Raw genomic sequence first — 21060 nt, 5'->3', positions numbered from 1 at the left:
CTCGCGCCTACGGGCGCACGGCCGCCAGGAAGTCCTCGAGCGTCCGCCGCGGCGCCCAGCCGCACGCGCGCGCCTTGGTGATGTCGAGAACCACCGGGTGGGCGAGCTGGTCGACCGCGTAGCGCGAGAGCGCCACCTCGGATCCCGGCCGCAGGCGTGCCGCCGTCTCGGCGGCGAGGGCCGCGAAGCGGGCGGCCCCGGACGGCATGTGATGGACCGTCACCCGCGTGCCGTGGGCGCGCAGCACCCGGCGCAGGGTCGCGTCGCGCGCGTACGCCTCGCCGTCGGCGATGTTGTAGGCGCCCGGCGGCCAGCCGGCGGCGGCGAGGGCGGCGTCGGCGAGGTTCTCCACCGCCGTCAGGCTCAGCCGTACGTCCGGGCCGGGCAGCAGCAGCCGCCCGGCCCGGACCCGGGCCCGCAGGCGGGGCAGCAGGTGCGGGTCGCCCGGGCCGTAGACGGCACGGGGCCGCAGCACCACCGCGCCGGCGTCCAGCGCCAGCCGCTCGCCGGCGGCCTTGGTCCGTCCGTAGGCGTTGAGCTGCCCGGCCACCGGGTGGTCCTCGCGGACGAGGGACCTCTCCCGGCGCGGGTCGTAGACGCTGGCGCTGCTCACCCAGACGACCGGGCGGCCCCCGGCGGCCTCCAGCAGGCGTGCCGTGCCGTCGACGTTGACCGCGCGCATGAGCGCCTCGGCACGGGAGCCCGGGGCGGGGTCGCCGACGGCGGCCGCGCAGTGGATCACGATGTCGGCCCCCGCGAGGTCGGGCACCTGGCGCGCGGCGTCCCACGGGACGTGGCGCCCGGCGGGGCCCGGGCGGCGCCCCACGCAGACCACGTCGGCGAACGCCGCGGCGGCGGTGGCGACATGACCGCCGCAGAATCCGCTCGCACCCGTCACGGCGATGCGCGGCGGCGCCGTCACGACGCCTCCCCCGCGCGGACGACGAGCGAGCGCCAGCCGGGCAGCGCGGCACGCCGGTCGGCGCGGGCACGCACCACGACGGGCCGGTACGGGGCCAGCGCGGCGAGGGCGTCGCCGAGCTGGACGCGGGCCAGCCGGGCGCCGGGGCAGGCGTGCGGCCCGGCGCCGAACACGAGCTGGGAGACGGCCGGTTCGGCGGGGTGCCAGGGGTCGGGGTCGTCGCGGTGGGCGCCCACGGCGTGGCGGGCGACGAGCAGCAGCCGGTCGCCGGGCCGCACCGGGCGCCCGCCCACGGTGCCGCTCGCGGCGGCGACGCGCGGCAGCAGCGGCGAGGGTGCGGTGACCCGCAGCAGCTCGTCCACCAGGACCGCCCGCCGGCCCTCGTCCGCGGCCCGGTCCCACCACGCCGCGTCGGCGCACCAGGCCGCGGCACGCGGCAGGGCCGCGACGACGGTGGTGACCGCCGCCACGGCGAGCATCGCCCGCGCCGCATCGTCCCCGCCCGCGCCGCCGTCGCCGAGCAGGGCCCGCAGCCGGGCCACGGGGTCGGCGGTGGCGCGCCGCCGCAGCCGGGACGGGCCGGGCAGATGGTCCCGTACGGCCGCGTACGCCGCGTCCCCGGCGGCGCCGGCCAGCGCCAGCGGGTCGGCGCCCGTGCCCAGCAGGGTGGCGGCGGTGGCCCCGGCCAGCTCCCGGGCCACCGGCACCAGGTCGACCGGGCGGCCCGCCGCCAGGGGCTCGAGGCGGCGGGCGAGAACGGCGCTCCACACCGGCCGCAGGCGCTCCACACCGGCCGATGACAGGTCGTCGGCCAGCGCCCGGCGTGCGGCGCGGTGCCCGGCGCCCTGCTGGTCGAAGAGCACCCCGCCGGCAGGCGCGCCGGCACGGCCGAGCGCGGACCGGGCGGCCCGGCCGGTCGTCCCGGCGGCCTCCCGGTCCAGCGGCACCCGCGTCAGCGCCTCGCGGAAGGCGTCGGCGTCATGGACGAGAACGCTCCGGCCGACGCGGACGACGGGCCGGCGGCGCGAGGCCGCGAGCAGCGCGAAGAGGACGGGGTGCCCGGCCAGATAGACCCGCCGGTCACGGCGCCGCGCGGTGGCCACGGCCGCGGCGCGGGCGGCGGGGTGACCTTCGCGGGGTCGGACGGACGGCGCCTGCCCGGCGGCGGCAGCCGCTGCCGGGCCATCGGCGGGACCGCTCTCACCACGTCGTGCGGTCGGCACCCGCCCTGGCGTGGCGGCCACCGGCTCACCAACTGCCGCAGTATTTCGCATTCCTGACGTAGCACCAGATGCGAACGGGCAGCCGGGCTTTACTGGCAGCCGCCCGCCGCCCTCCATGCTCGTCGTCATCGCGTCCCTCCCTTCCGGCCGCCGCCGGTCCGGTGCGCCGGCAGGCGGTCCGCCGCCTGGCGTGCGGCGGCCTCGCGGTCCGGCTTGCGGGAGCGGCCGGACAGGGGGATGTCCCCCAGCAGCACCGCGTCGGGGCGCGCGGCGCCCATGCGGGCCAGGGGGCCGGCGAGCGCGGCGCGCAGGGCGCGGGGGTCCGTGCCGGGCCGTGGCTGGACGAGGGCGGCGAGCCGCTCGTCGCCGTCCTCGGCGGGGACGCCGACGAGGACGGCGAGTTCGACGCCGGGCACGTGCAGGGCGGGCTCGTACAGGCCGGGGTAGATGTTCTCGGCGCCGCGCAGCACCATGTCCTTGCACCGGCCCTCGAGGACGAGGCGGCCGTCCTCGAGGCGGCCGCGGTCGCCGGTGCGCACCCAGGGGTCGGGGTCCTCGCCGAGGTAGCGGTGCCGGGCGGCCGGGCCGGTGAGGAGCAGTTCGCCGGTGTCGTCGGTCCGCGCCCGGACGCCGGGCAGCGGGGCGCCGACGAGGTCGCCGTCGCCCGTGAAGGCCGCCTTCTCGGTCTGTTCCACGGCGGCCGCCGGGAACAGCTCGGTCAGGGCGTACACGCCCCACGCCCGCGCGGCGCCCGCCCGCTTGACGCGGGTGAGCAGCTCGGCACTCGCCGGCGCGGAGCCGGTCCACACGCCGCCGGTGAAGCGGGCGCCGGCGGCGAGGGCGGCGCGCAGCTGAGGCGGGGTCAGGTAGGTGGCCTGGGGACGCAGCCCCGCGAGCTGGCGGGCCAGTACCCGGGGCGAGCGGGCGGGCAGGGCGACCGGGGCGCCCTGGGCGAGGGACGGTACGAGGACGAAGAAGGTGCCGCCCAGGACGGGCCGGTGCGGGCGGGGGTCGACGAGGGCGGTGACGGCCTCCATGCCGGCCGCGAAGGAGGAGCGGGTGTGGACCACGGCCCGCGGCCGGGAGGTGGTGCCGGAGGTGAAGACGACGGCGGCGTCCGCGTCGCCGGTGGGCCGGGCGGGCAGGGCGGTGCGCGGCGCGGCCGGGTCCAGGGCCGGGGCGCAGCCGGGCAGCCGGGGGCCGAGGGTGGCGACCGGGCCCAGCTCGGCGAGGTCGGGCAGGGCGAGGTGGGCGCGGCGGGCCAGCGGGCGGGCCCAGCCGGCGACGGCCTGGGCGGTGGCGTCGGCGAGGACGAGCGTGGGCCGGGCCAGGGCGAGGCGGGCGCGGAGCACGTCGGGTCCGGCGCCGAGGTCCAGGACGGCGGCCCGCAGCCCCAGCCGGTCGGCGGCGAGCAGGACGGCGAGGGCGCGCGGGCCGGGCCGTACGGCGACGCCGAGCGTGTCGCCCGGCCGCAGGCCGCGGGCGCGCAGGGCGGCGGCGCAGCCGTCGGCGAGGTCGGCGAGGTCGCCCCGGGTGGCGCGCACGCGCACCGCGCCGGTGCGCGTGGTGGCCAGCACGGCGGGGCGGTGGGGGTCGCGGCGCAGGGTGAAGTCCAGGCGGTCGAGCATCAGCGGGGGTCCTCCCCCTGGGGGCCGCAGCCCTTGTCGAGGTACCAGCGGGCGGTGCCGAGGAGTCCGTAGGCCTTCAGGCGGCGGGTGGAGTTCTCGACGACCATGCCGCCGCAGTGGGTGATGGCGGTGGTGTGGCGGCGCACCCGGTTGAGGAAGGTCCGGTCGGTGGGCGAGGGGCGGCGCGGCATGCCGCCGACGCGCAGGTACAGCCCGGGGGTGATGGCCATGTTGTTGCCGGCGTGCATCCGGTAGGGGGCGAGGTAGCCGTGGCGGCGCGCGTGGGCGGGGCGGAGCCGGCCGAAGAGGGCGGCGGCCCGGACCATGGCGCGGAACGCGGCGCGGCCCAGCGGCCCGTGCTCGTCGCGGCGGGCGTCGACGCGCCCGCACACCAGGGCCCCTTCGGGCCCGGCGGCGGTGAGGGCGGCGCGGGCGGCGGCGGTCCAGCCGGGGCGGGGAAGGCAGTCGGCGTCGGTGCGGGCGAGGTGGACGGCGCCGCGCTCGATGGCGTAGCGGAAGGCGGTGTCGACGGCGCAGCCGACGCCCTTGTCCTGCTCCTCGATGACGTGGACGGGGAAGGGGGCGCGGGCGGCGAAGGAGCGGGCGATGCGGCCGGTGCCGTCGGTCGAGGCGTTGTCGACGACGACGAGCGTGAAGTCGCGGTCGTGCTGGGCGGCGAGGGCCCGCAGGGTGCCGTCGATGCGGGCCTCCTCCTGGTGGGCGGGGACCACGACCCACAGGCCGGACGGGGCGGGGGCGGTCATGACTTCTCCCAGACGAGCGTCATGACGCTGGTGCCGCCGCCGAGCCCGACGAGCAGGACGCGGTCGCCGGGGACGAGTTCGCGGTATATCCGGTCCAGCTGTACGCCGAGCGTGGCGCTGGCCATGTTGCCGAGCTCGGGGACGGTCAGGACGAGCTTGTCCGCGGGGACGCCGGTGAGTTCGACGAAGCGCTCGAGGTAGGGCACGGTCACCTGGTGGACGAGGATCCTGCGGAAGTCGTCCCAGTCCAGGCCGGTGCGGTGGCGCATGCGGTCGAGGACGGCGGTGCCGCTCTTCTCGAAGACCTCGCGCAGGGTGCGGCCGTCGCCGTGGAAGTAGGTGTGCTCCTCGGAGCGCGGGTGGCGCGAGCCGCCGCCGAAGATGCCGCCGACCTCCCAGTGTTCGGAGTGGGTCTCGGTGCCGGTGTCCAGGATGCCGCCCCGTTCGACACCTTCGAGCACGACGGCGGCGCCGGCGTCCCCGAAGGTGTAGCCGGCGAAGCCGTCGCGGAACTGGGCGGGGCCCGTGGGGGCGCGGCGTATCGCGCGGCTGGGCGTCTCGCCGGTGACGACCAGGGCCCGCCGGGCGCGGCCGGCCAGGATCATCGCGCGGGCGGTGTCGATGCCGTTGACGAAGCTGTTGCAGGCGTTGCCGATGTCCAGGGCGTGGGCCCTGGAGCCGAGCCCGTCCTGCACGATGTGCGCGGTGGCGGGCTCGGCCACGTCGCGGGTGGCGGAGGCGTACACCAGCAGGTCGACGTCGAGGGGGTCCAGCCCGGCCGTCGCGAGGGCCCGGCGGGCGGCGCCGAGCGCGAGGGTGGAGGCGTACTCGCCGTCGGCCGCGACGCGCCGGGTGGCGATGCCGGTCGCCCGCTCGAAGAGCCCCGGGGGCAGGGTGAGGCCGGCGGCACGGGCCACTTCCTCCTGCAGCCGGTCGGAGGTCAGGACGTGTTCGGGCAGGTACGACCCGGTGGCGGTGATGCCGACCCCGCCGCCGGGCCGGGCCCCGGTCTCGCTGTGCTTGGACATGCGTTCAGCATCGGCGCCGCGCGGGGCGGCGGGCGTGAGTACTCGTACTCATATACGACTGGGGAGATCGCGCAGCAATGTCCGTCATCGGGCACACGCGACCGGATTTTTTCGCAAGCGCCTTTCACGCCAGGAACTTTGACGCTGGATCGCGTTCTGCGGCGAAGGATCGACCGGATAGAACATGATCGTCGACCCGACATCACCCCCCGCCTCACGTCTCACGCCTCACAAGGGAGAGCTCATGAAGCGCCTCGGTGCCGCCGTCACCACGGCAGCCGCCGCCCTCGTCCTCGCCACGCAGACCGCCACCCCGGCCGCCGGCGCGGACACCGCCGCGTGGCCCGTCCCGTCCTGCGGCCGCGTGGTGGGCGACGGCGGGGTCACCTTCACCACCGACGACGGCGCGAGCCTCGCGCCCACCACCGGAACGCTGAAGAGGACCAGCTACACCCACGGCCTGGTCGCGCTGGACACCCCCGGCACCCTCCTGGCCACCCGCGACGGCGAACTCCAGCGCTCCACCGACGCCGGCTGCACCTGGAGCCGGGTGGCCGCGCTCGGCAGCGGCTCCACCCGCCTGGCGGCCGCCAAGGGCGGCCGGGCCTTCGCCTGGGAGATGAGCGGCGGCTATCTGGCCCGCGTCGACGGCCGGACCGTCACCCGTCTGACCTCGCCGACCGCCGACATCGTGGGCCTGGGCACCGACCGCGCCCGCCCGGACCACGTGCGCGTCGCCGGGCGCGACGGCCGGCTCTACGACTCGGCCGACGCCGGCGCCCACTGGCGCCCCGTCGGCACGGCGGCGTTCGGCGGCGCGGGGAGCGTGTACTCCGTGGCCTTCGACCGCGCCGACCTCGACCACGCCGTCGCGGGCGGCATGGTGCGCGGCGGCGAGGTGACCACCGACGGCGGGACCACCTGGAAGCCGTCCACCGGCCTGTCCGCCGGCGGCTCGGCGAACCTCTTCGACGTCGCCGTCTCCCCCGCCGACTCCTCGGTGGTCTACGGCCTGGGCCTCGACCTGGGCGAGGCCGCGCCGGGCAGGGCAGGCGAGGGCCGGCACCTGTACCGCTCGGCCGACGGCGGCCGCACCTTCGCCAGGGTCGTCGACGACTCCGCGGACACCCAGCTCACCAACAGCACGCTGCTGGCCCCGAGCCCGGCCGACGCAAACGTCCTCTACTTCGAGTACGGCACGTACTTCTCCGGCTACGGCACCGACCTCTACCGCCTCGACGCGGCCACCGGAAAGGTCACCAGGACCCACAACGCCTACGACGGCATCTCCGCCATCGCCTTCCACCCCACCCGGCCGTCGGTGATGTACCTGGGCCTGGAGGAGGTGCGCGTCGACTGACGTGACGTCATGATCTCGCCTGCCACCGCTACTTGCCCTTGGGTGGCTCACCCGGCGTGTTGAGGACGGTGACGGTGATGCCGGCCTTCAGGTTGGCGGTGGTCAGGCGGTACGGGCCGAACACGTGCCGGGCCGGCAGCAGGTATCCCTCGGGGACGGCGGTCTCGCGCAGGTAGTACGCGCCCAGCGGCTGTCCCGCGAACGCGCACCGGCCCAGCCGGTCCGTGGCGCAGCCGCTGTCGGTCCGCTGGTCGGGGCGGGCGCCGGAGACCTGCAGGCCCGCCCGGCCGTTGGTCTCCCGCCACAGCTCGAAGACCGCGCCGGCCAGCGGGCGTTTGGTCCGCGCGTCCTTCTTCACCAGGCGCACGGTGCCGCGCGGGTCCCTCGGCCTGGTGTTGACGGCCGTGGCCGAGGGGCCCTGCGGCGCGCCGGCCTCGGCGAGGGTGAGCGGGCCGAAGACGTCGCGGGAGGCCTTCGCGTAGCCGGCGGGCGCCTGCACCTCCTGCCAGTAGTAGGCGCCCGGCTCCACGGTCCTGCGGCACAGGCCCCGGGCGTCGGTCACGCACACGCCCTGGGACCTGGTGTCAGGACGGGTGCCGCCGGTCTGCAGGCCCGGGGTGCCGTTGGTGTCCTTCCACAGCTGGAAGCGCGCTCCGGGCAGTGCCTTGCCGGTCGCCCCGTCGCGCTTGAGCAGGGAGACGGCGCCCGCCTGGCGGCCGCTCGCGCACTCGGGCAGCCGGCCGTTGAAGGGGTAGGCGTGGAAAGCCTGCCCGCCTCCCCCGGTCGGGGCCGAGGTGTGGGTCAGCGAGCCGGTGGTGAGGAACCGTCCGTTGACGCCCGGCACGGTGACCGTCGCCTCGCCGGCGCGCTCGCCGATCAGCACGCTGCCCTGGAACTGTCCCGTGCCGTGGAAGTCGGCGCGCCGGGCGTCGGGCAGGTTCCACAGCAGGCGCTCGCGCATCCGGTTGAGCGGGGCGTCGTCGGTCAGGCCGCCGCTGTGGGTGTTGACGACGCGGGCGGGGCCGTTGAGGTTGACCAGGACGGTGGCCGCCGTGGGGATGCCGGCGAAGCGGATGCCCTGAGGGCCCCCGCCGGGGCCGACGAGGTCGAAGTCGACGTTGAAGACCTGCAGCGCGGAGGTGCCGTCGCCGGTGAAGACGGTCTCGGAGCCGGTGTTGCGTGCGGTGCCGGTGGCCGGGCGGCCCCGGCCGTCGGGGCCTCGGGCGTAGCAGCGGCTGGCGGCCGCCAGCTCGTCGCGCAGGGCCGTGTACGGGCCGGCTGCGGCCGCGTCCGGCACGGCGCGCTTGAGGATGGTGCCGCTGGCGGGGCCCGCGTGCCGGACGACGCCCCCGTCGGCTTCCAGGCGCTGGCCGGGGGCGACGGTGACCGGGCCGCCGGCGGTCAGGAAGTCCGTACCGTCGGCCGGGGGGACGCGGGAGCCGGTGCCCAGGACGCCCACGCCGTACGCGGAGCCGCCGGAGGACTTGTTCACGTCGAAGCGGCCGAGGGTGACCACGCGTCCCTCGGCTCCGGCGGCCGCCGCGCGCACCCGGTAGTCGCCGCCGACGAAGACGTTGATGTTGTTGTCGCGGCCGGCGAACGGCCCGCCGCCGACGGCGGGGTAGGCGGTGGGGCAGCTGCCGGGCAGGCACGGTCCCAGGCCCCCGGGCAGGGGCGCCGCCGCGGCCGGCACGGCCAGGCCGCCGACCAGGGCGGCGGCCGAGGCGACGCTCACCGCCGCCCGCCACAGCCGACCCGGGCGGCGGGCGGGGGCGGCGTCGGGGGGTCCGGACGTGCTTGCGTTCACTGTGCCCTCGCCTGGTCGAATCGCTATGTCGACGTTTCCGCCGTACCGATCCCGACTATGGCGTTCGGCATCTCGTCCGATATTCCGACGCGCCGGGGCGGTGCCCCGAACAGCCGATCACCGCCCCGCCGGGCCCGCGTCGCGTGGTCCGCGTCGCGCGGGCTGCGTCCCTTGGGCTACGTACCGGGTTTGCGGCCCCACACCTGGACCGGGTCGCCGATCTGCAGTACGTCCCACAGCCGTTGGGCGTCGGGGACGGTGAGGTTCACGCAGCCCGCCGAGCCGCCGCCGTCGAAGAGGGTGCCCGGCCGGCCGTGGAAGGCCTGGCCGCCCGAGAAGAACTGCGAGTACGGCATGGGGGAGTTGGCGTAGAGGGTGGAGACGTGGTCCTTGCTCCTGAGGTACACCTTGTGCCGTCCGGTGCGCGTGGTCTGTCCCGCCCGCCCGGTGCGCACGGCGACGGGCCCGTAGGTGACCTTGCGCCCCTCCTGCACCCACATCAGCTGCCGGTCGAGGTCCACGCAGGCCGTCCGGCCGGTGTCCACCGGGCACTTGCCGGCCGCGTTGGGGTTCGCCCGGGCCTGCACGACCAGCATCGTGCGGTACGTGGCCAGGCCCGCGTACCCGTCGGCCGGCCGGACGCCCTCCGTGCGCTGGAACGCGGCGATGGCGGCGCAGTCCGCCGCCGACTGCCGCCCGTCCTGCGGCCGGCGCAGATGCGCCTCGAGCTCCCACTGGTACGGCCCCGTCTCCACCCGGCATCCCTCCGCCGCGCGGGCGGTGCCCGCCGCCGGGAGGACGACGACGGCGGACGCGGCCACGAGCAGGGCCGCCGTGATGGCGGTGCGCCGGGGCACGGGGCGCACCCGGGGCACCGCCTGTCCGATGTTCATGAACGACATCTACCGGGCGCGGCCGCGACCGGCATCCCGCGCGGGCCGAACAGGCGGACCGTTCACCCGTGGGTGTTCCCCGCCGCCCGCGGCACCGGGCGCGGACGGGCCGTCACGCGCGCGGCGAGACCTCGGCCATCGCCGACCAGCCGGTGCCCGGCACCTCGACGTTGATGATCTGCGGGGTCTCGGCGACGGCGTCGGGCATCCAGGCCATGGCAGTCTTGAAGTGCTCGGAGTTCACGTGGACCTCGCCCGCCTCGGCGGACTCGAAGGCCTCGAGCAGCACGTACTGGTGCTCGTCGTCCACGCTCTTGGACCACTCGTAGAAGACGTTGCCCGGCTCCTCGCGGGTGGCCCGGGTGAACTCCGCGACGTCCTCGAGCCACCGCGCGCTGCGCTCGGGGCGGATGGTGAACTTGACGGCGATGAAGATCATGCGGCGCTCCAGGAGTCGTCGGTCGGAGTGTTCCGGGCGGAACCGGCACCATGCTGCCGCCCGCGCGACGGGCGGGCGAGCGGAAGCGCCGCGCATTCCGGCCCTGCCGGAAAACCGGCCGGCCCGGCAGGTCCCGGGCCCCTCAGGTCGTGAGCCGGGCGGCCTGGGCGCGCAGGCCCTCGAGCGCCAGCCGCAGGAGGGGGTGCCCCTCGCTGCCCCGGCGCACCGCGGTGAAGACGCGGCGGGTGGGGCCGGGGCCGCGCACGGGGCGCACGGCCGGGGTGAGCGCCGGGCGGATGCCGTGCAGCGCCGAGCGGGGCACCAGGGCGACGCCCGCGCCGACGGCCACCAGGGCGCAGACGGCGGAGAAGTCGTCCGACAGGCACTCCACGCGGGGCTGGAAGTGCGCCTCCTCGCAGGCGCGCACGACCGCCTCGTGGACGGGGTTGCCGGGCCACGGCGTGATCCACAGCTCGTCGCGCAGGTCGGCGAGGCCGATCTCCGGCGCCTCGGCGAGCCGGTGGCCGGGCGGCAGGACGGCGTCGAAGGGCTCCGCGTAGAGCGGGGTGCGCAGCAGCTGCCCGTCCATGGTGCCCAGCGAGTCGCGGTGTTCCACGGCCACGGCGATGTCGACCTCGCCGTCCATGAGCAGGCGGGCGCTGGTGTGCCCCTCGGCGTCCTTGACCCTCACCCGCACCTGGGGCGCCCGCTCGCGCAGGGCGGCGACGGCCGGGGCGACGACCTCGGTGATCGAGGTGGCGAACGCCGCGACGGCCACGTCCCCGGCCAGCCCCGTCGAGCACCGGGCCAGGTCGGCCTCGGCCCGCTCGAGCTGGGCGGCGACCTCGGTGGCGTGCCGGGCCAGGACGCTGCCGGCGGCGGTGAGCCGGACCGTGCGGCCGCGGCGCTCCAGCAGGGTGTGCCCGGTCTCGGCCTCGAGGGCGGCCAGCTGCTGGGAGACCGCCGAGGGTGAGAGGTAGAGGGCGTGGGCCGCGGCGGTGACGGTGCCGTGGTCGGCCAGGGCGCGCAGCACCCTCAGACGGCGGGGGTCGATCATTTGTCCACTATCCCAGATCGTGAAGTGAATCTTCACAGGCAGCACCGCAAAACGTTGATGGACTTCACAGTTCCGAGGCGTCACAGTGATCCCCCATGAGGGCATTGGTGAAGACCACCGCCGGACCGGGTCTGGAGCTGACCGAGGTCCCGACGCCGACGGCCGGCGCGGGACAGGTACTGATCAAGGTTCTGCGTACGGGCATCTGCGGTACGGACCTGCACATCGACAGCTGGGACGAGTGGGCGGCCCGTGTGGTCCGCGCCCCTCTCGTGCTCGGCCACGAGTTCGCCGGCGAGGTCGTCGAGACCGGCCCCGGCGTCACCGGCGTGAGCGTGGGCGACATCGTCAGCGGCGAGGGCCACCTCGTCTGCGGCACCTGCCGCAACTGCATGGCCGGCCGCCGCCACCTGTGCATCCGCACCGTCGGCCTGGGCGTGAACACCGACGGCGCCTTCGCCGAGTACGTGGTCCTGCCCCAGTCGAACGTCTGGGTCCACCGCCACGAGATCGACATCGACGTGGCCGCCATATTCGACCCGTTCGGCAACGCGGTGCACACCGCCCTGTCCTTCCCCGTCCTCAATGAGGACGTGCTGATCACCGGCGCCGGCCCCATCGGCATGATGGCCGCGGCCGTGGCCAACCACGCCGGTGCCCGCTCCACCGTCGTCACCGACGTCAGCCCGTACCGGCTGGCCCTGGCGGAGAAGATGGGCGCCACCCTCGCCGTCGACGTCAGCAGCCGCCGGATCGCCGACGTCATGCCCGAGCTGAACATGACCGAGGGCTTCGACGTCGGCATGGAGATGTCCGGCCGCGCCGACGCCCTGCAGGACATGATCGCCACCATGTCGCCCGGCGGCCGCATCGCCGCCCTCGGCCTGCCCGCCGGTGACGTCAGCATCGACATGGCCACCGTCGTCACCCGCATGCTGACCCTGCGCGGCATCTACGGCCGGGAGATGTTCGAGACCTGGTACGCGATGTCCGTCCTGCTGCGCAGCGGCCTCGACATCTCCCCGGTGATCACGCACCGCTTCGGCTTCGAGCAGCACGCCGAGGCGTTCGCCACCGCCCGGTCCGGCCAGTGCGGGAAGGTCGTCATCGACTGGACCCGGCCAACCGCCCCCTGACGCCGCCCACGACCACACGACGAGGAGAGTCCCCGTGTTCGACAGCATGCGCGAGCACCTGCGCACCGAGCTGCAGGGCATCCGCGACGCCGGGCTGTACAAGTCCGAGCGCGTGATCACCAGCCCGCAGTCCGCCGCCATCAGCGTCGGCGACGGCCGGGTCGTCAACTTCTGCTCCAACAACTACCTGGACCTCGCCGACCACCCCGACGTCATCGCGGCCGCCAAGCGGGCGCTGGACGAGTGGGGCTTCGGCATGGCCTCGGTGCGCTTCATCTGCGGCACCCAGTCGCCGCACAAGGAGCTCGAGCGGCGGATCTCGCAGTTCCTGGGCACCGAGGACACGATCCTCTACAGCTCCTGCTTCGACGCCAACGGCGGCGTCTTCGAGACGCTGCTCGGCGCCGAGGACGCGGTGATCTCCGACGAGCTCAACCACGCCAGCATCATCGACGGCATCCGCCTGTCGAAGGCGGCCCGCTTCCGCTACCGCAACCGCGACATGGCCGACCTGGAGCGCTGCCTGAAGGAGGCCTCCGGCGCCCGCCACAAGCTGATCGTCACCGACGGCGTGTTCTCCATGGACGGCTACATCGCCCCCCTGGACGAGATCTGCGACCTGGCCGAGCGCTACGGCGCCCTGGTGATGGTCGACGACTCGCACGCGGTCGGCTTCGTCGGCGAGGAGGGCCGGGGCACCCCGGAGCTGTTCGGCGTGACCGAGCGGGTCGACATCATCACCGGCACCCTCGGCAAGGCGCTCGGCGGCGCCAGCGGCGGCTACGTCGCCGCCCGCGCCGAGATCGTCGAGCTGCTGCGGCAGCGCTCGCGCCCGTACCTGTTCTCCAACTCCCTGGCGCCCTCCATCGTCGGCGCCTCGCTGCGGGTCCTCGACCTGCTGACGGAGTCCGGCGACCGCCGCGCGCGGCTGCGGGAGAACACCGCGCTGTTCCGCAAGGAGATGACCGCCGCGGGCTTCGACGTCCTGCCCGGCGAGCACCCGATCAGCCCGGTGATGGTCGGCGACGCGGCGCTGGCCGCCCGCATGGCCGCGGCGCTGCTGGAGAAGGGCATCTACGTGATCGCCTTCTCCTACCCCGTCGTGCCCAAGGGCAAGGCGCGCATCCGCGTCCAGCTCTCCGCTGCGCACTCCCGCGAGGACGTGCTGCGCACGGTGGCCGCGTTCCGCGAGGTCCGGGACGAGTTCGCCGCCTGACGTCCCGTACGGGCGAACCGTACGCGCGAGAAGGCCCCCCGCACTGCAGTGCGGGGGGCCTTCTCACTGCGGCGTCGCGGCACTGGTCACCACGTGACGTTGTGCGCCATGCCGTTGAGGATGAGGACGATCAGCACGGCCAGCACCGCGATCGTCACCTTCTGGCGGGGAGTGGCGGACAGCTGCCTCATACCGCGGCTCCTTCCTCGACGACGGAGACCACAGGTGCCCCGCCCATCTTGCGGTCGCCGCCGCTGCCGCCGTCGTCCCCGGACGCGAAGAGCGCGATTCCGGCGACGGCGAGGGCCACGAGGGCTGCGAGGATCACGGTCAGTGCGGTGATGACCGTCTTGGCGGACATGGTCATGCGGCCTCCCTCAAGGTCAGATGTTCTTCAGGTACCCGCCCTGGTAACCGTACTCGTTGGCCCAGACCTGCTGGCGCTTGTCGATCTGGATGCCGAAGCCCTTGTAGATGATGCTGCCTTCCCAGTTGACGGAACCGTAGGCATACGAGCCCGACTGCCACGCCTTGGGCACACTCATGGAGATGGAAACGGCGGCGTTGAAGTTCCGCTTGGCGCCGTCGGCGAAGTTGACCTTACGGATCTTGTTGCCGTCGGTGTAGTAGTTCACCCACACCTTCAGCTTGGTCACCGTGACGCCGAAGATCTTCTGCGAGACGGTGTACGTGGTCTCCCACGTGCCCCTGGACAGCTTGCCCTTGGCCAGCACCTCGTTCCGCGCGTCGGGGCGGAAGGTGGCCGTGTGCTTGCCCTCGAGGACGACGTCGCCCTTGTACAGCGAGGTCGAGCGCGCGGCGGCACCCGGCTTGTCCGCCTCCTTCAGGAGGGCCTTGAGCGCCTTGGGGTCGTTGAGGTAGTCCAGGTACTTCTGCTGCTTGGCGGTCGACAGGCCCTTGAAGTCCTTCAGGGTCTGCGCGGCGCCCTCCTCGTGCGAGGTGCCGAGGTAGCTGATGTAGGCGGCCGGCGTGGCCGTCTTCGCGCTGCGGGCGGCACCGGAGCCGGCGTCCGTGGCGGCGGTGGCGGCGGTGGCGGTGCCTCCCGCGAGGATCGCGGCGGTACCCAGGGTGGCTATGGCTCTGACGGCGGTTCGACGGTTCACTTCTTCTCCCCGTCCCCCAATGGGTCACGTGTCATGGGCTGTTGGGGGTCCCCGGCCCACGGGAGAGATCCTGCAGGGGGGCCGGAGCGGGGGACAAGTGATTTGAGAGAGTTCTGAGTATCAAGTGGCCGGCCTCCGGTTCCTCTTACGCCTCCCGTCAAGTCGGCCGAGGGGGCGCGGAGTTGGGCCCGCCGGCGCGAAGGAGCAGGAGAGGAGGGGTGGGGCGCGACCCCGTCACCTCCGCAGCGCCCACTTCTGCACCGCCTCCAGCGGGCCGGTGGAGAATCGGCGCAGCCACAGGGTCGAACCGGCCATCAGCAGCAGGCAGGTCACCGCCCACATGCCCATCACCCACCACGGTCCGCTGCCGTCGAGGCGGGCCGCCAGGCCGAGGCCGATGCCGTAGGAGGCGAGCGCGCACAGCACGTTCTGGGTGACGTAGCAGGACAGCGCGGTGCGGCCCACCGACGTCAGGCCCGTCGTGAGCGGACCGCCGCCGCGCAGGCGGTCCGTCAGCACGCCGATGAGGCCGAGGTAGCCGAGGGCCAGGACGGGGGCGGCCACGTAGCGGCTCAGGAGGAAGAAGTCCGGCCCGGCCAGGGAGACGGCGAGGTTCAGCGGCAGGCCGAGGCCCAGGCCCCAGCCGAGCAGGCGGGCGCGCAGGCGCCGCCCGGTGGCGTCGGGGCCGAAGGCGCCAGCGCGGAACAGCCGCACGCCGAGCAGGAAGAGGAAGACCAGCAGCCCGAAGGAGAGCACCGGCTCCATGCGCAGGACGCCGGCGTTGCTCAGGCGGAAGAGGATCTGGTCCGGGTAGCCGCCGTCGGCGTACAGGTCCACCACGCTCCGGTCGGGCCCGTCGCCCCCTCCGGAGCCGGACGAGGCCGCCGCCCCCAGCGTGACCAGGGACATGAACGCGAGGTGCAGCGATGCCGCCGTCCACATCACCACCCGCCGGAACCGTTCGGTCCGGGTGAGCAGCCAGGCCACCAGGAGCGCGGTGACCGCGTACCCCATGAGGACGTCCCATGCGAAGACCAGGACGAAGTGGAGCGTTCCCTCGGCGAAGAGGAACAGCGCCCGCCGGGGGTAGCGGCCGGGCCACGGCTGTCCGCGCCGGGCGGCGGAGCCGAACTGGATGGCCAGGCCCACCCCGAAGAGCATGGTGAGCATGGCCAGGAACTTGCCGTCGGCGAGGAAGCGGAAGACGCTCTCGGCGGCCAGGGGCAGGGAGGGCTCGGAGAACAGGCGGCGCAGTGACGAGCCGTCCGCGCCGCCCTCGAGGATGCCCCATTCCGCCCCCGGGGCGGCGAAGATCCAGACGTTGGTCATGAGCGTGCCGAGGATCGCCGCGCCGCGCAGCACGTCCAGGAGCGGAAGCCGCCCCGCCGGAGCGGCGGGGCGCGGCCCCGCGATGGTCTCGGCCGGGCTTCCGGAAGCCGGCCGTACCGTGTCCGACATGGGAACCTCCGAAGCGATCGTTGTTGGTCGTTTCCCTTCATCGTCGATCGCGCATAGGGCATAAGACCTCGTATGCAGAGATGAAACGGGCCTACATCCTTCGATGTAGTGCAGGCGGAATCCGGCCATCCTGAGCCGCCGCCGGACCTCCACATGTGCCGAGAGAAAATGCCAAACCCTCGCCACACGCTGCCCTTTTCGATTACCTTCCGTCGCAGGCGACACGCCACTGGTGATCGACACCCGTACGGAAGTCGCGGCGTCCCCTGATCGCCGCGCAACTGGAGAGGATCGTGTGACCGGTATCGACGGGTGCTTAGCCGAGGCCATGACCATTCCCGGGGCCCGGGGCGCCGGCCTCGTGGACTGGACCAGCGGGCTCACCTTGGGGGCGGTGGGCGAGGGGCCGGACGGCGACCACGAGGCGGCGGCGGCCGACGCCGCGGAACTGGCGAGACTCGCCTTCGAGAACGGCGCGTTCACCCGCGCCGGCCGCGCCGCCGGGCCGGTGGAGGACCTGGTCGTCACGGCACGCGGCAGCTACCACCTGATCCGCTTCGTGGAGACCGCCTTCGACAGCAGCGTCTTCCTCTATCTCTGGCTGGATCGCGCCGAGGCCAATCTCGCGGTGGCGCTGTTCCGGCTCAAGGACCTGACGGCACGGCTGGTACTGGCATGACCATCGCCCCGGGCACGGACCTCGCGAGCACCCCGCTGGCCCGGCTGGCCGCCGAGGGGGCGACGGGCGCGCTGCACGGCCACGCCGGAGCGCTCTACCTCGCCGACGGCGCCGTGGTGCACGCCGAGAGCCCCGTGGTCCCCGACGTCGGCCGGCGGCTGACGGCGGGCGGCCGGCTGTCGGCGGAGGCATGGGAGGAGGCCGTCGCGGAGGGCGGACCCGACTACCGGGCGGGCCGCTTCCTGGTCGAGCACGGCCGGCTCAGCCGCGGCGAGCTGGAACTGTGCCACCTGAGCGCCCTCTTCGACGCCGCGTACTTCGTCCTGTCCCCGCCCGACCGCTCCCAGCGCGCCCCGGAGCGCTTCCTGAAGGAGGCGCGGCACTGGCTCGGGCCGGTCCGCCCGGTGCCCGTGCCGCTCCTGCAGCGGGAGCTGTGCCGGCGCGGGGACCTGCTGCGGCGGGCCTGGCCATGGCCCGAGGTGGACACCGCGCCGGTGGTGCCCGTTCCCGGGGCCGTGCCGTCCGGGGCGTCCGGCGCGGGGCCGACGTGCGGGCGGCGGGCGGTCCTGGAGGCGGCCGACGGGGTGCGCACGCCCGTGCAGATCGCCCGCGCGCTGGGCCGCTCGGCCTTCGCCACCCTCCTCGACGTCCGGCGGCTGGCGGCCGCCGGCCTGGTCCGCACCCCGGCGCCGGGCGCCCCCGCGGAGGGCGGCCCGCGGGCGCGTACGCCGCTGCCCGGCCCGGCACCGGCCGCCGCCGTGGAGGTCTCGCTCCTCTACCGGATCCGTGACGCCTTGGAGGCCCTGTGACCCCTCTCCGCCCCGTGACCGTGCCGCGCACCGGTCAGGTCCCACCGATCTCATGATGAGGCGCGCTTTGAGACAGTTCGCCGGAAGGAGACAGCCGATGACCCCCGCACCCGAGGTGCTCGCCGAGCTCCAGGGGTTACGTGTCCGGGTACCGCACCTGACGGGTGCGATGGTGGCGAGCACGGACGGGCTGGTGATCGCGCATCTCGTCACGGAGATGGAACCGGACCCGGTGGCCGCGCTCACGGCCGCCGCGCTGGGCGTCGGCGCACGGCTGACGGACGCCGTGGGCCACGGCGGCTTCCGCGAGCTGATCGTCAGCGGCGAGCGCGGCTACGTCGCCACCTACGCGGCCGGGAACTCCTGCGTGCTGACCCTGCTGGCCTCGGCCGACGCCAACGTGGGCCGGCTCAACCTGGAGGCGCGCCGGACGGGCGCGCGCATCGCCGCCCTGGCCGGGGAGGCACTGGAGCGCCCGGGCCGGCTGTGACGGCCGGCCGGCCGCGGCCGGCCATCGTCGACACATCGACACCACCACAAACCAAGCCCTCTACCGACTCTTCTACCGACCCTCTACGGAAGCGGAATTCTCATGGCGAACACCGAAACGGCCCTCAAGGACGCGATGAGCTCGATCGACGGAGCTCTCGGCGTGGCCCTCGTCGACTACGGCAGCGGGATGGCCCTCGGCACCCTCGGGGGATCCCAGTCGCTCGACCTCAACGTCGCCGCCGCGGGCAACACCGATGTCGTGCGGGCCAAGTTGAGGGCCATGGAGATGCTCAACATCCAGGACTCCATCGAGGACATCCTCATCACCCTCGGCAGCCAGTACCACCTGATCAGGCTGCTGACCGGCCGCGGCGGACAGGGGCTGTTCCTCTACCTCGTCCTCGACGGCAAGCGCGCCAACCTCGCGATGGCCCGCCACCAGCTCCGGCGCATCGAGGCCGACCTGGAGGTGTGAACCCGTCCCGGCGGGCGGGACATTGACTTGTCGACAAACCGCCCGCCGGACGCGACGTCACCTGACTTCACGTCATCTGGCGCCCGGTCAGACTCCTCCGGATTGCGGGGACACCACCCCCGCCGCAGGGTGATCGTGAAGATGCCCCGCTCGAAGGAGTACGTCCATGAGTGCCTCCCGAAGATCCCGTCTCCTCGTCACCGGCGCCGTGTGCGGTGCGCTCGTCCTGGGCGTGGCCGGCCCCACGGCCACGGCCGGGCCGGCCTCTCCCCCGCCCGGCTCGCCCGGTGCCCGCGTCGCCCGCCCGCCGGCCCCCGAGGCGTTGCGCAAGGCCGCCGGCGAAGGGGTCAAGGCCATCGACGACAACGTCATCGGCAAGCAGGCCACCGCGGCCGTGGCCGAGTGCCGGGCCGGGCGGGCACCGGACGCGAAGCGCGACGGGTACTGCGCGGCGCTCGAGAGCCACCTCGGCGAGCTGGGCGGGGCCCGCGCCGGCCTGGCGCGGCAGGCCGCCGCCGAGCGGCCGGACGTCGACGCGGTCACCACCGCGACCACCGGCGCCGTCGCGGCCATGGCCCGCCTCGCCAAGGCCCGCGCCGAGCACGACCGCGATCACGACGACGACCACGGCCGGGACCGGGACCACGGCCAGGACCGGGACCACGGCCGGGAACGCCACGACCGCCACGACGACCGCGACGGCCCCGGCAGGAACGGCTCCAACGGCCTGCTCGGCTCCGTGACCAACCTCGTCGGCCCGCTCGTCAACTCCGTGGGCAGCGTCGTCGGAGGTCTGACCTCCACCGTCTCGGGCCTGCTCCAGTCGCTGCTGGGCTGACCCGCCCGGCCCGGGTTCCCCCGGTCGTTCGGCCGACTGCCCGGCCCGTGTCGCGGGCCGGGCCCGGCCGCCCGATCGTGGCCCCATGAGGTCAGCACGCCTGGCTCCCGGCCCGGTCGGCCGCCGGGGCACGATCCCGGCGGGCCGTGGACCGGGCGCCGACCCGGCCCTGCCGTGGCTCGTGGCCGTCGCCGCCGCGTACACCCTCGCCCAGCTCGTCCTGGTCGTGCCCGGCGTCGGCCTCGGCTGGGACGAGACGGTGTACATCAGCCAGGTCGGCCCGCACGCCCCCGCCGCGTTCTTCAGCGCGCCCCGCGCCCGGGGCATCACCCTCCTCGTCGCTCCCGTGGCCGCGCTGACGGCCTCCACCACGGCCCTGCGGATCTGGCTGTCCGTGCTCTCCGGCTGCGGGCTCCTCCTCTCCCTGTGGGTCTGGCGGCGGCTGCTCCCGCCGCACGTGCTCGCGGCCGCGGGCGCGCTCTTCGCCGGCCTGTGGATCACCCTCTTCTACGGTCCGCTGGCCATGCCCAACCTCTGGGTGGCCTACGGCGCCCTGTGCGCCACGGGCTGCTTCCTGCGCGCCGTGCGCGACCCCGGCGACCGGCGCGCCCCGGCCGGCCTCGCGGCCGCCGTGGCGGCCACCGCCCTCATGCGGCCGGGCGACGCCCTGGCGCTGGTCGCGCCGCTGGCCGCCGCCGCGGTGTGCGTACGGGACTGGCGGCGCCCCGCCGTACTGGCCGCCCTGCTGGCGGGCGCGGCGCTCGGCGGCGCCGAGTGGGTGCTCGAGGCGTACGTCCGTTACGGCGGCCTCGCGACGCGCCTGCACCGGGCGGCCGAGATCCAGGGCGGCATGGGCGCCCACCTGGCCCTGGACGACCACGTCCGCGCGCTCGAGGGCCGGTCGCTGTGCCGGCCCTGCGACGTGCCGTGGCGTCACCCCGTCACCGCCGCCTGGTGGTTCGCCCTCCCGGTCCTGGCGGCCGGCGGGCTGGTGGCGGCGGCCCGCACCCGCCGCCTCGCCGTCGTGCTGCCCCCCGTCCTCGTCGGGCTGAGCCTGGCGGTCCCGTACCAGCTGATCGACTACGCCGCGCCCCGCTTCCTGCTCCCCTCCTACGCCCTGCTGGCCCTGCCCGTGGCGCTGTTCCTGTGCACGGTGGTCACGGCCCCGCGGCGGCGGTGGCGGTGGCCGGTCGCCGCGGCCCTCGCGTGCGCGCTGCTCGGGCACGTCGCGGTCCAGTACAAGGTCCTCGAGAGGGCCGTGGCCCGCAGCGGCGCCACCCACGACGCCATCGACCGCGTCGTGGCCGTGCTGCGCCGCCAGGGCGTGCGCCCGCCGTGCGTCGTCACCGGGCCGGAGGCCGTGCGCGTCGCATTCCGGGCGGGCTGCTCCTCCCGTCAGACGAGCGGGCACGACGGCAGCATCACCGTGCCGGAGCTGCTGGGGACGGCCCGCCGGCAGCCGGTGGCGGTGCTGGTGGACGGGGGCCGGCCCGTACCCGCGTACGCCCGCGGCTGGCGCTCCGAGCCGCTGCCGTCGCTGCCCGGGACCGCCGCCGGATCCCGCGTCTTCCTCTCGCCGCGGCCCGAGGCGGGCGCCGCCCGCTGAGGCGGCCCGGCCGGAGCACGGGTGGGGCGGCCGGGCGGGGCGTGCGGGCGCACAGGGCCTTCACAGAATGCACCGGGTACGCCCGTTCACCCCGCAGTGCGCCTCC

Annotated in this window: 21 protein-coding genes; 9 read left to right on the top strand and 12 right to left on the bottom strand. The window is 75.1% G+C overall.

Annotated elements, in window-relative coordinates; all coding sequences use genetic code 11:
• Window positions 1-7 precede the first annotated feature (7 nt).
• From IE295_RS07330 to IE295_RS07310, 5 genes are all read right to left on the bottom strand, one after another.
• On the bottom strand, window positions 8-922 hold the full coding sequence (locus IE295_RS07330) for an NAD-dependent epimerase/dehydratase family protein (protein ID WP_190062687.1): 915 nt from the start codon (window positions 920-922) through the stop codon (window positions 8-10).
• Window positions 919-2145: a cytochrome P450 gene (locus IE295_RS07325; protein WP_224323158.1), complete on the bottom strand. Its 1227-nt coding sequence runs from the start codon at window positions 2143-2145 to the stop codon at window positions 919-921. Before IE295_RS07325 ends, IE295_RS07330 begins: the two co-directional genes overlap by 4 nt.
• Before the next feature lie 125 nt (window positions 2146-2270).
• Window positions 2271-3773 carry a class I adenylate-forming enzyme family protein gene (locus tag IE295_RS07320; RefSeq protein ID WP_190062685.1) on the bottom strand — a complete coding sequence of 501 codons (1503 nt, stop codon included), beginning with the start codon at window positions 3771-3773 and terminating at the stop codon, window positions 2271-2273.
• Window positions 3773-4537: a glycosyltransferase family 2 protein gene (locus IE295_RS07315; RefSeq protein ID WP_190062684.1), complete on the bottom strand. Its 765-nt coding sequence runs from the start codon at window positions 4535-4537 to the stop codon at window positions 3773-3775. Before IE295_RS07315 ends, IE295_RS07320 begins: the two co-directional genes overlap by 1 nt.
• A complete protein-coding gene (locus tag IE295_RS07310; RefSeq protein ID WP_190062683.1) occupies window positions 4534-5565 on the bottom strand; it encodes a 3-oxoacyl-ACP synthase III family protein in 1032 nt (343 codons plus the stop codon). Before IE295_RS07310 ends, IE295_RS07315 begins: the two co-directional genes overlap by 4 nt.
• 244 nt (window positions 5566-5809) lie before the next feature.
• On the opposite strand from IE295_RS07310, the gene IE295_RS07305 reads away from it, so the two are divergent.
• Window positions 5810-6925, top strand: a complete 1116-nt coding sequence (locus tag IE295_RS07305; RefSeq protein ID WP_190062682.1) for a WD40/YVTN/BNR-like repeat-containing protein — start codon at window positions 5810-5812, stop codon at window positions 6923-6925.
• 28 nt (window positions 6926-6953) lie between these two features.
• Here IE295_RS07305 and IE295_RS07300 read toward each other — a convergent pair whose 3' ends face one another.
• From IE295_RS07300 to IE295_RS07285, 4 genes are all read right to left on the bottom strand, one after another.
• Window positions 6954-8732 (bottom strand): choice-of-anchor A family protein, encoded by a 1779-nt coding sequence (locus tag IE295_RS07300; protein WP_190062681.1) that lies wholly within the window; start codon window positions 8730-8732, stop codon window positions 6954-6956.
• Window positions 8733-8908: 176 nt separating this feature from the next.
• Entirely contained in the window at window positions 8909-9625 is a 717-nt protein-coding gene (locus tag IE295_RS07295; RefSeq protein WP_190062680.1) for a L,D-transpeptidase, read from the bottom strand.
• 112 nt (window positions 9626-9737) lie between these two features.
• Window positions 9738-10064: a putative quinol monooxygenase gene (locus IE295_RS07290; protein ID WP_190062679.1), complete on the bottom strand. Its 327-nt coding sequence runs from the start codon at window positions 10062-10064 to the stop codon at window positions 9738-9740.
• Window positions 10065-10206: 142 nt separating this feature from the next.
• The gene (locus IE295_RS07285; protein WP_190062678.1) at window positions 10207-11121 is read right to left on the bottom strand and encodes a LysR family transcriptional regulator; all 915 of its coding nucleotides are present in this window, start codon (window positions 11119-11121) and stop codon (window positions 10207-10209) included.
• 95 nt (window positions 11122-11216) lie between these two features.
• Between IE295_RS07285 and tdh the strand changes: the two genes are divergently transcribed.
• Together tdh and IE295_RS07275 are read left to right on the top strand one after the other, a co-directional pair.
• Window positions 11217-12257: an L-threonine 3-dehydrogenase gene (gene tdh, locus IE295_RS07280; protein WP_190062677.1), complete on the top strand. Its 1041-nt coding sequence runs from the start codon at window positions 11217-11219 to the stop codon at window positions 12255-12257.
• Window positions 12258-12291: 34 nt separating this feature from the next.
• Window positions 12292-13473, top strand: a complete 1182-nt coding sequence (locus tag IE295_RS07275) for a glycine C-acetyltransferase (RefSeq protein WP_224323157.1) — start codon at window positions 12292-12294, stop codon at window positions 13471-13473.
• A 187-nt stretch (window positions 13474-13660) separates the two neighbouring features.
• On the opposite strand, the gene IE295_RS07270 is transcribed toward IE295_RS07275, so the two are convergent.
• From IE295_RS07270 to IE295_RS07260, 3 genes are all read right to left on the bottom strand, one after another.
• Window positions 13661-13840, bottom strand: coding sequence for a hypothetical protein (locus tag IE295_RS07270; protein ID WP_190062676.1), 180 nt, complete (start codon window positions 13838-13840; stop codon window positions 13661-13663).
• A gap of 16 nt (window positions 13841-13856) precedes the next feature.
• Complete coding sequence (locus IE295_RS07265; RefSeq protein WP_190062675.1) at window positions 13857-14597, bottom strand: hypothetical protein; 741 nt, start codon at window positions 14595-14597, stop codon at window positions 13857-13859.
• Window positions 14598-14831: 234 nt separating this feature from the next.
• Window positions 14832-16055 carry a DUF418 domain-containing protein gene (locus IE295_RS07260; RefSeq protein ID WP_190062674.1) on the bottom strand — a complete coding sequence of 408 codons (1224 nt, stop codon included), beginning with the start codon at window positions 16053-16055 and terminating at the stop codon, window positions 14832-14834.
• A 295-nt stretch (window positions 16056-16350) separates the two neighbouring features.
• Between IE295_RS07260 and IE295_RS07255 the strand changes: the two genes are divergently transcribed.
• From IE295_RS07255 to IE295_RS07230, 6 genes are all read left to right on the top strand, one after another.
• Window positions 16351-16734 carry a hypothetical protein gene (locus tag IE295_RS07255; protein ID WP_190062673.1) on the top strand — a complete coding sequence of 128 codons (384 nt, stop codon included), beginning with the start codon at window positions 16351-16353 and terminating at the stop codon, window positions 16732-16734.
• A complete protein-coding gene (locus IE295_RS07250; protein WP_190062672.1) occupies window positions 16731-17543 on the top strand; it encodes a transcriptional regulator in 813 nt (270 codons plus the stop codon). The genes IE295_RS07255 and IE295_RS07250 overlap by 4 nt, the downstream gene beginning before the upstream one ends.
• 97 nt (window positions 17544-17640) lie before the next feature.
• The gene (locus IE295_RS07245; protein ID WP_224323156.1) at window positions 17641-18033 is read left to right on the top strand and encodes a roadblock/LC7 domain-containing protein; all 393 of its coding nucleotides are present in this window, start codon (window positions 17641-17643) and stop codon (window positions 18031-18033) included.
• A gap of 102 nt (window positions 18034-18135) precedes the next feature.
• The gene (locus tag IE295_RS07240; protein ID WP_190062670.1) at window positions 18136-18510 is read left to right on the top strand and encodes a hypothetical protein; all 375 of its coding nucleotides are present in this window, start codon (window positions 18136-18138) and stop codon (window positions 18508-18510) included.
• 166 nt (window positions 18511-18676) lie between these two features.
• The gene (locus IE295_RS07235) at window positions 18677-19348 is read left to right on the top strand and encodes a hypothetical protein (protein WP_190062669.1); all 672 of its coding nucleotides are present in this window, start codon (window positions 18677-18679) and stop codon (window positions 19346-19348) included.
• An 85-nt stretch (window positions 19349-19433) separates the two neighbouring features.
• Window positions 19434-20954, top strand: a complete 1521-nt coding sequence (locus IE295_RS07230; protein WP_224323155.1) for a hypothetical protein — start codon at window positions 19434-19436, stop codon at window positions 20952-20954.
• Window positions 20955-21060 lie beyond the last annotated feature (106 nt).

Source organism: Streptomyces griseocarneus (genome assembly GCF_014655595.1).
GTDB classification, from domain to species: domain Bacteria; phylum Actinomycetota; class Actinomycetes; order Streptomycetales; family Streptomycetaceae; genus Streptomyces; species Streptomyces griseocarneus.
This window is presented reverse-complemented; position numbering and strand designations above follow the sequence as displayed.

Coding starts and splice junctions, on each gene's coding strand:
- IE295_RS07320 (WP_190062685.1), bottom strand. CDS start 3,773: ATGCTCGACCGCCTGGACTTCACCCTGCGCCGCGACCCCCACCGCCCC.
- IE295_RS07315 (WP_190062684.1), bottom strand. CDS start 4,537: ATGACCGCCCCCGCCCCGTCCGGCCTGTGGGTCGTGGTCCCCGCCCAC.
- IE295_RS07310 (WP_190062683.1), bottom strand. CDS start 5,565: ATGTCCAAGCACAGCGAGACCGGGGCCCGGCCCGGCGGCGGGGTCGGC.
- IE295_RS07305 (WP_190062682.1), top strand. CDS start 5,810: ATGAAGCGCCTCGGTGCCGCCGTCACCACGGCAGCCGCCGCCCTCGTC.
- IE295_RS07295 (WP_190062680.1), bottom strand. CDS start 9,625: ATGAACATCGGACAGGCGGTGCCCCGGGTGCGCCCCGTGCCCCGGCGC.
- IE295_RS07290 (WP_190062679.1), bottom strand. CDS start 10,064: ATGATCTTCATCGCCGTCAAGTTCACCATCCGCCCCGAGCGCAGCGCG.
- IE295_RS07285 (WP_190062678.1), bottom strand. CDS start 11,121: ATGATCGACCCCCGCCGTCTGAGGGTGCTGCGCGCCCTGGCCGACCAC.
- tdh (WP_190062677.1), top strand. CDS start 11,217: ATGAGGGCATTGGTGAAGACCACCGCCGGACCGGGTCTGGAGCTGACC.
- IE295_RS07270 (WP_190062676.1), bottom strand. CDS start 13,840: ATGACCATGTCCGCCAAGACGGTCATCACCGCACTGACCGTGATCCTC.
- IE295_RS07260 (WP_190062674.1), bottom strand. CDS start 16,055: ATGTCGGACACGGTACGGCCGGCTTCCGGAAGCCCGGCCGAGACCATC.
- IE295_RS07250 (WP_190062672.1), top strand. CDS start 16,731: ATGACCATCGCCCCGGGCACGGACCTCGCGAGCACCCCGCTGGCCCGG.
- IE295_RS07245 (WP_224323156.1), top strand. CDS start 17,641: ATGACCCCCGCACCCGAGGTGCTCGCCGAGCTCCAGGGGTTACGTGTC.
- IE295_RS07240 (WP_190062670.1), top strand. CDS start 18,136: ATGGCGAACACCGAAACGGCCCTCAAGGACGCGATGAGCTCGATCGAC.
- IE295_RS07235 (WP_190062669.1), top strand. CDS start 18,677: ATGAGTGCCTCCCGAAGATCCCGTCTCCTCGTCACCGGCGCCGTGTGC.
- IE295_RS07230 (WP_224323155.1), top strand. CDS start 19,434: ATGAGGTCAGCACGCCTGGCTCCCGGCCCGGTCGGCCGCCGGGGCACG.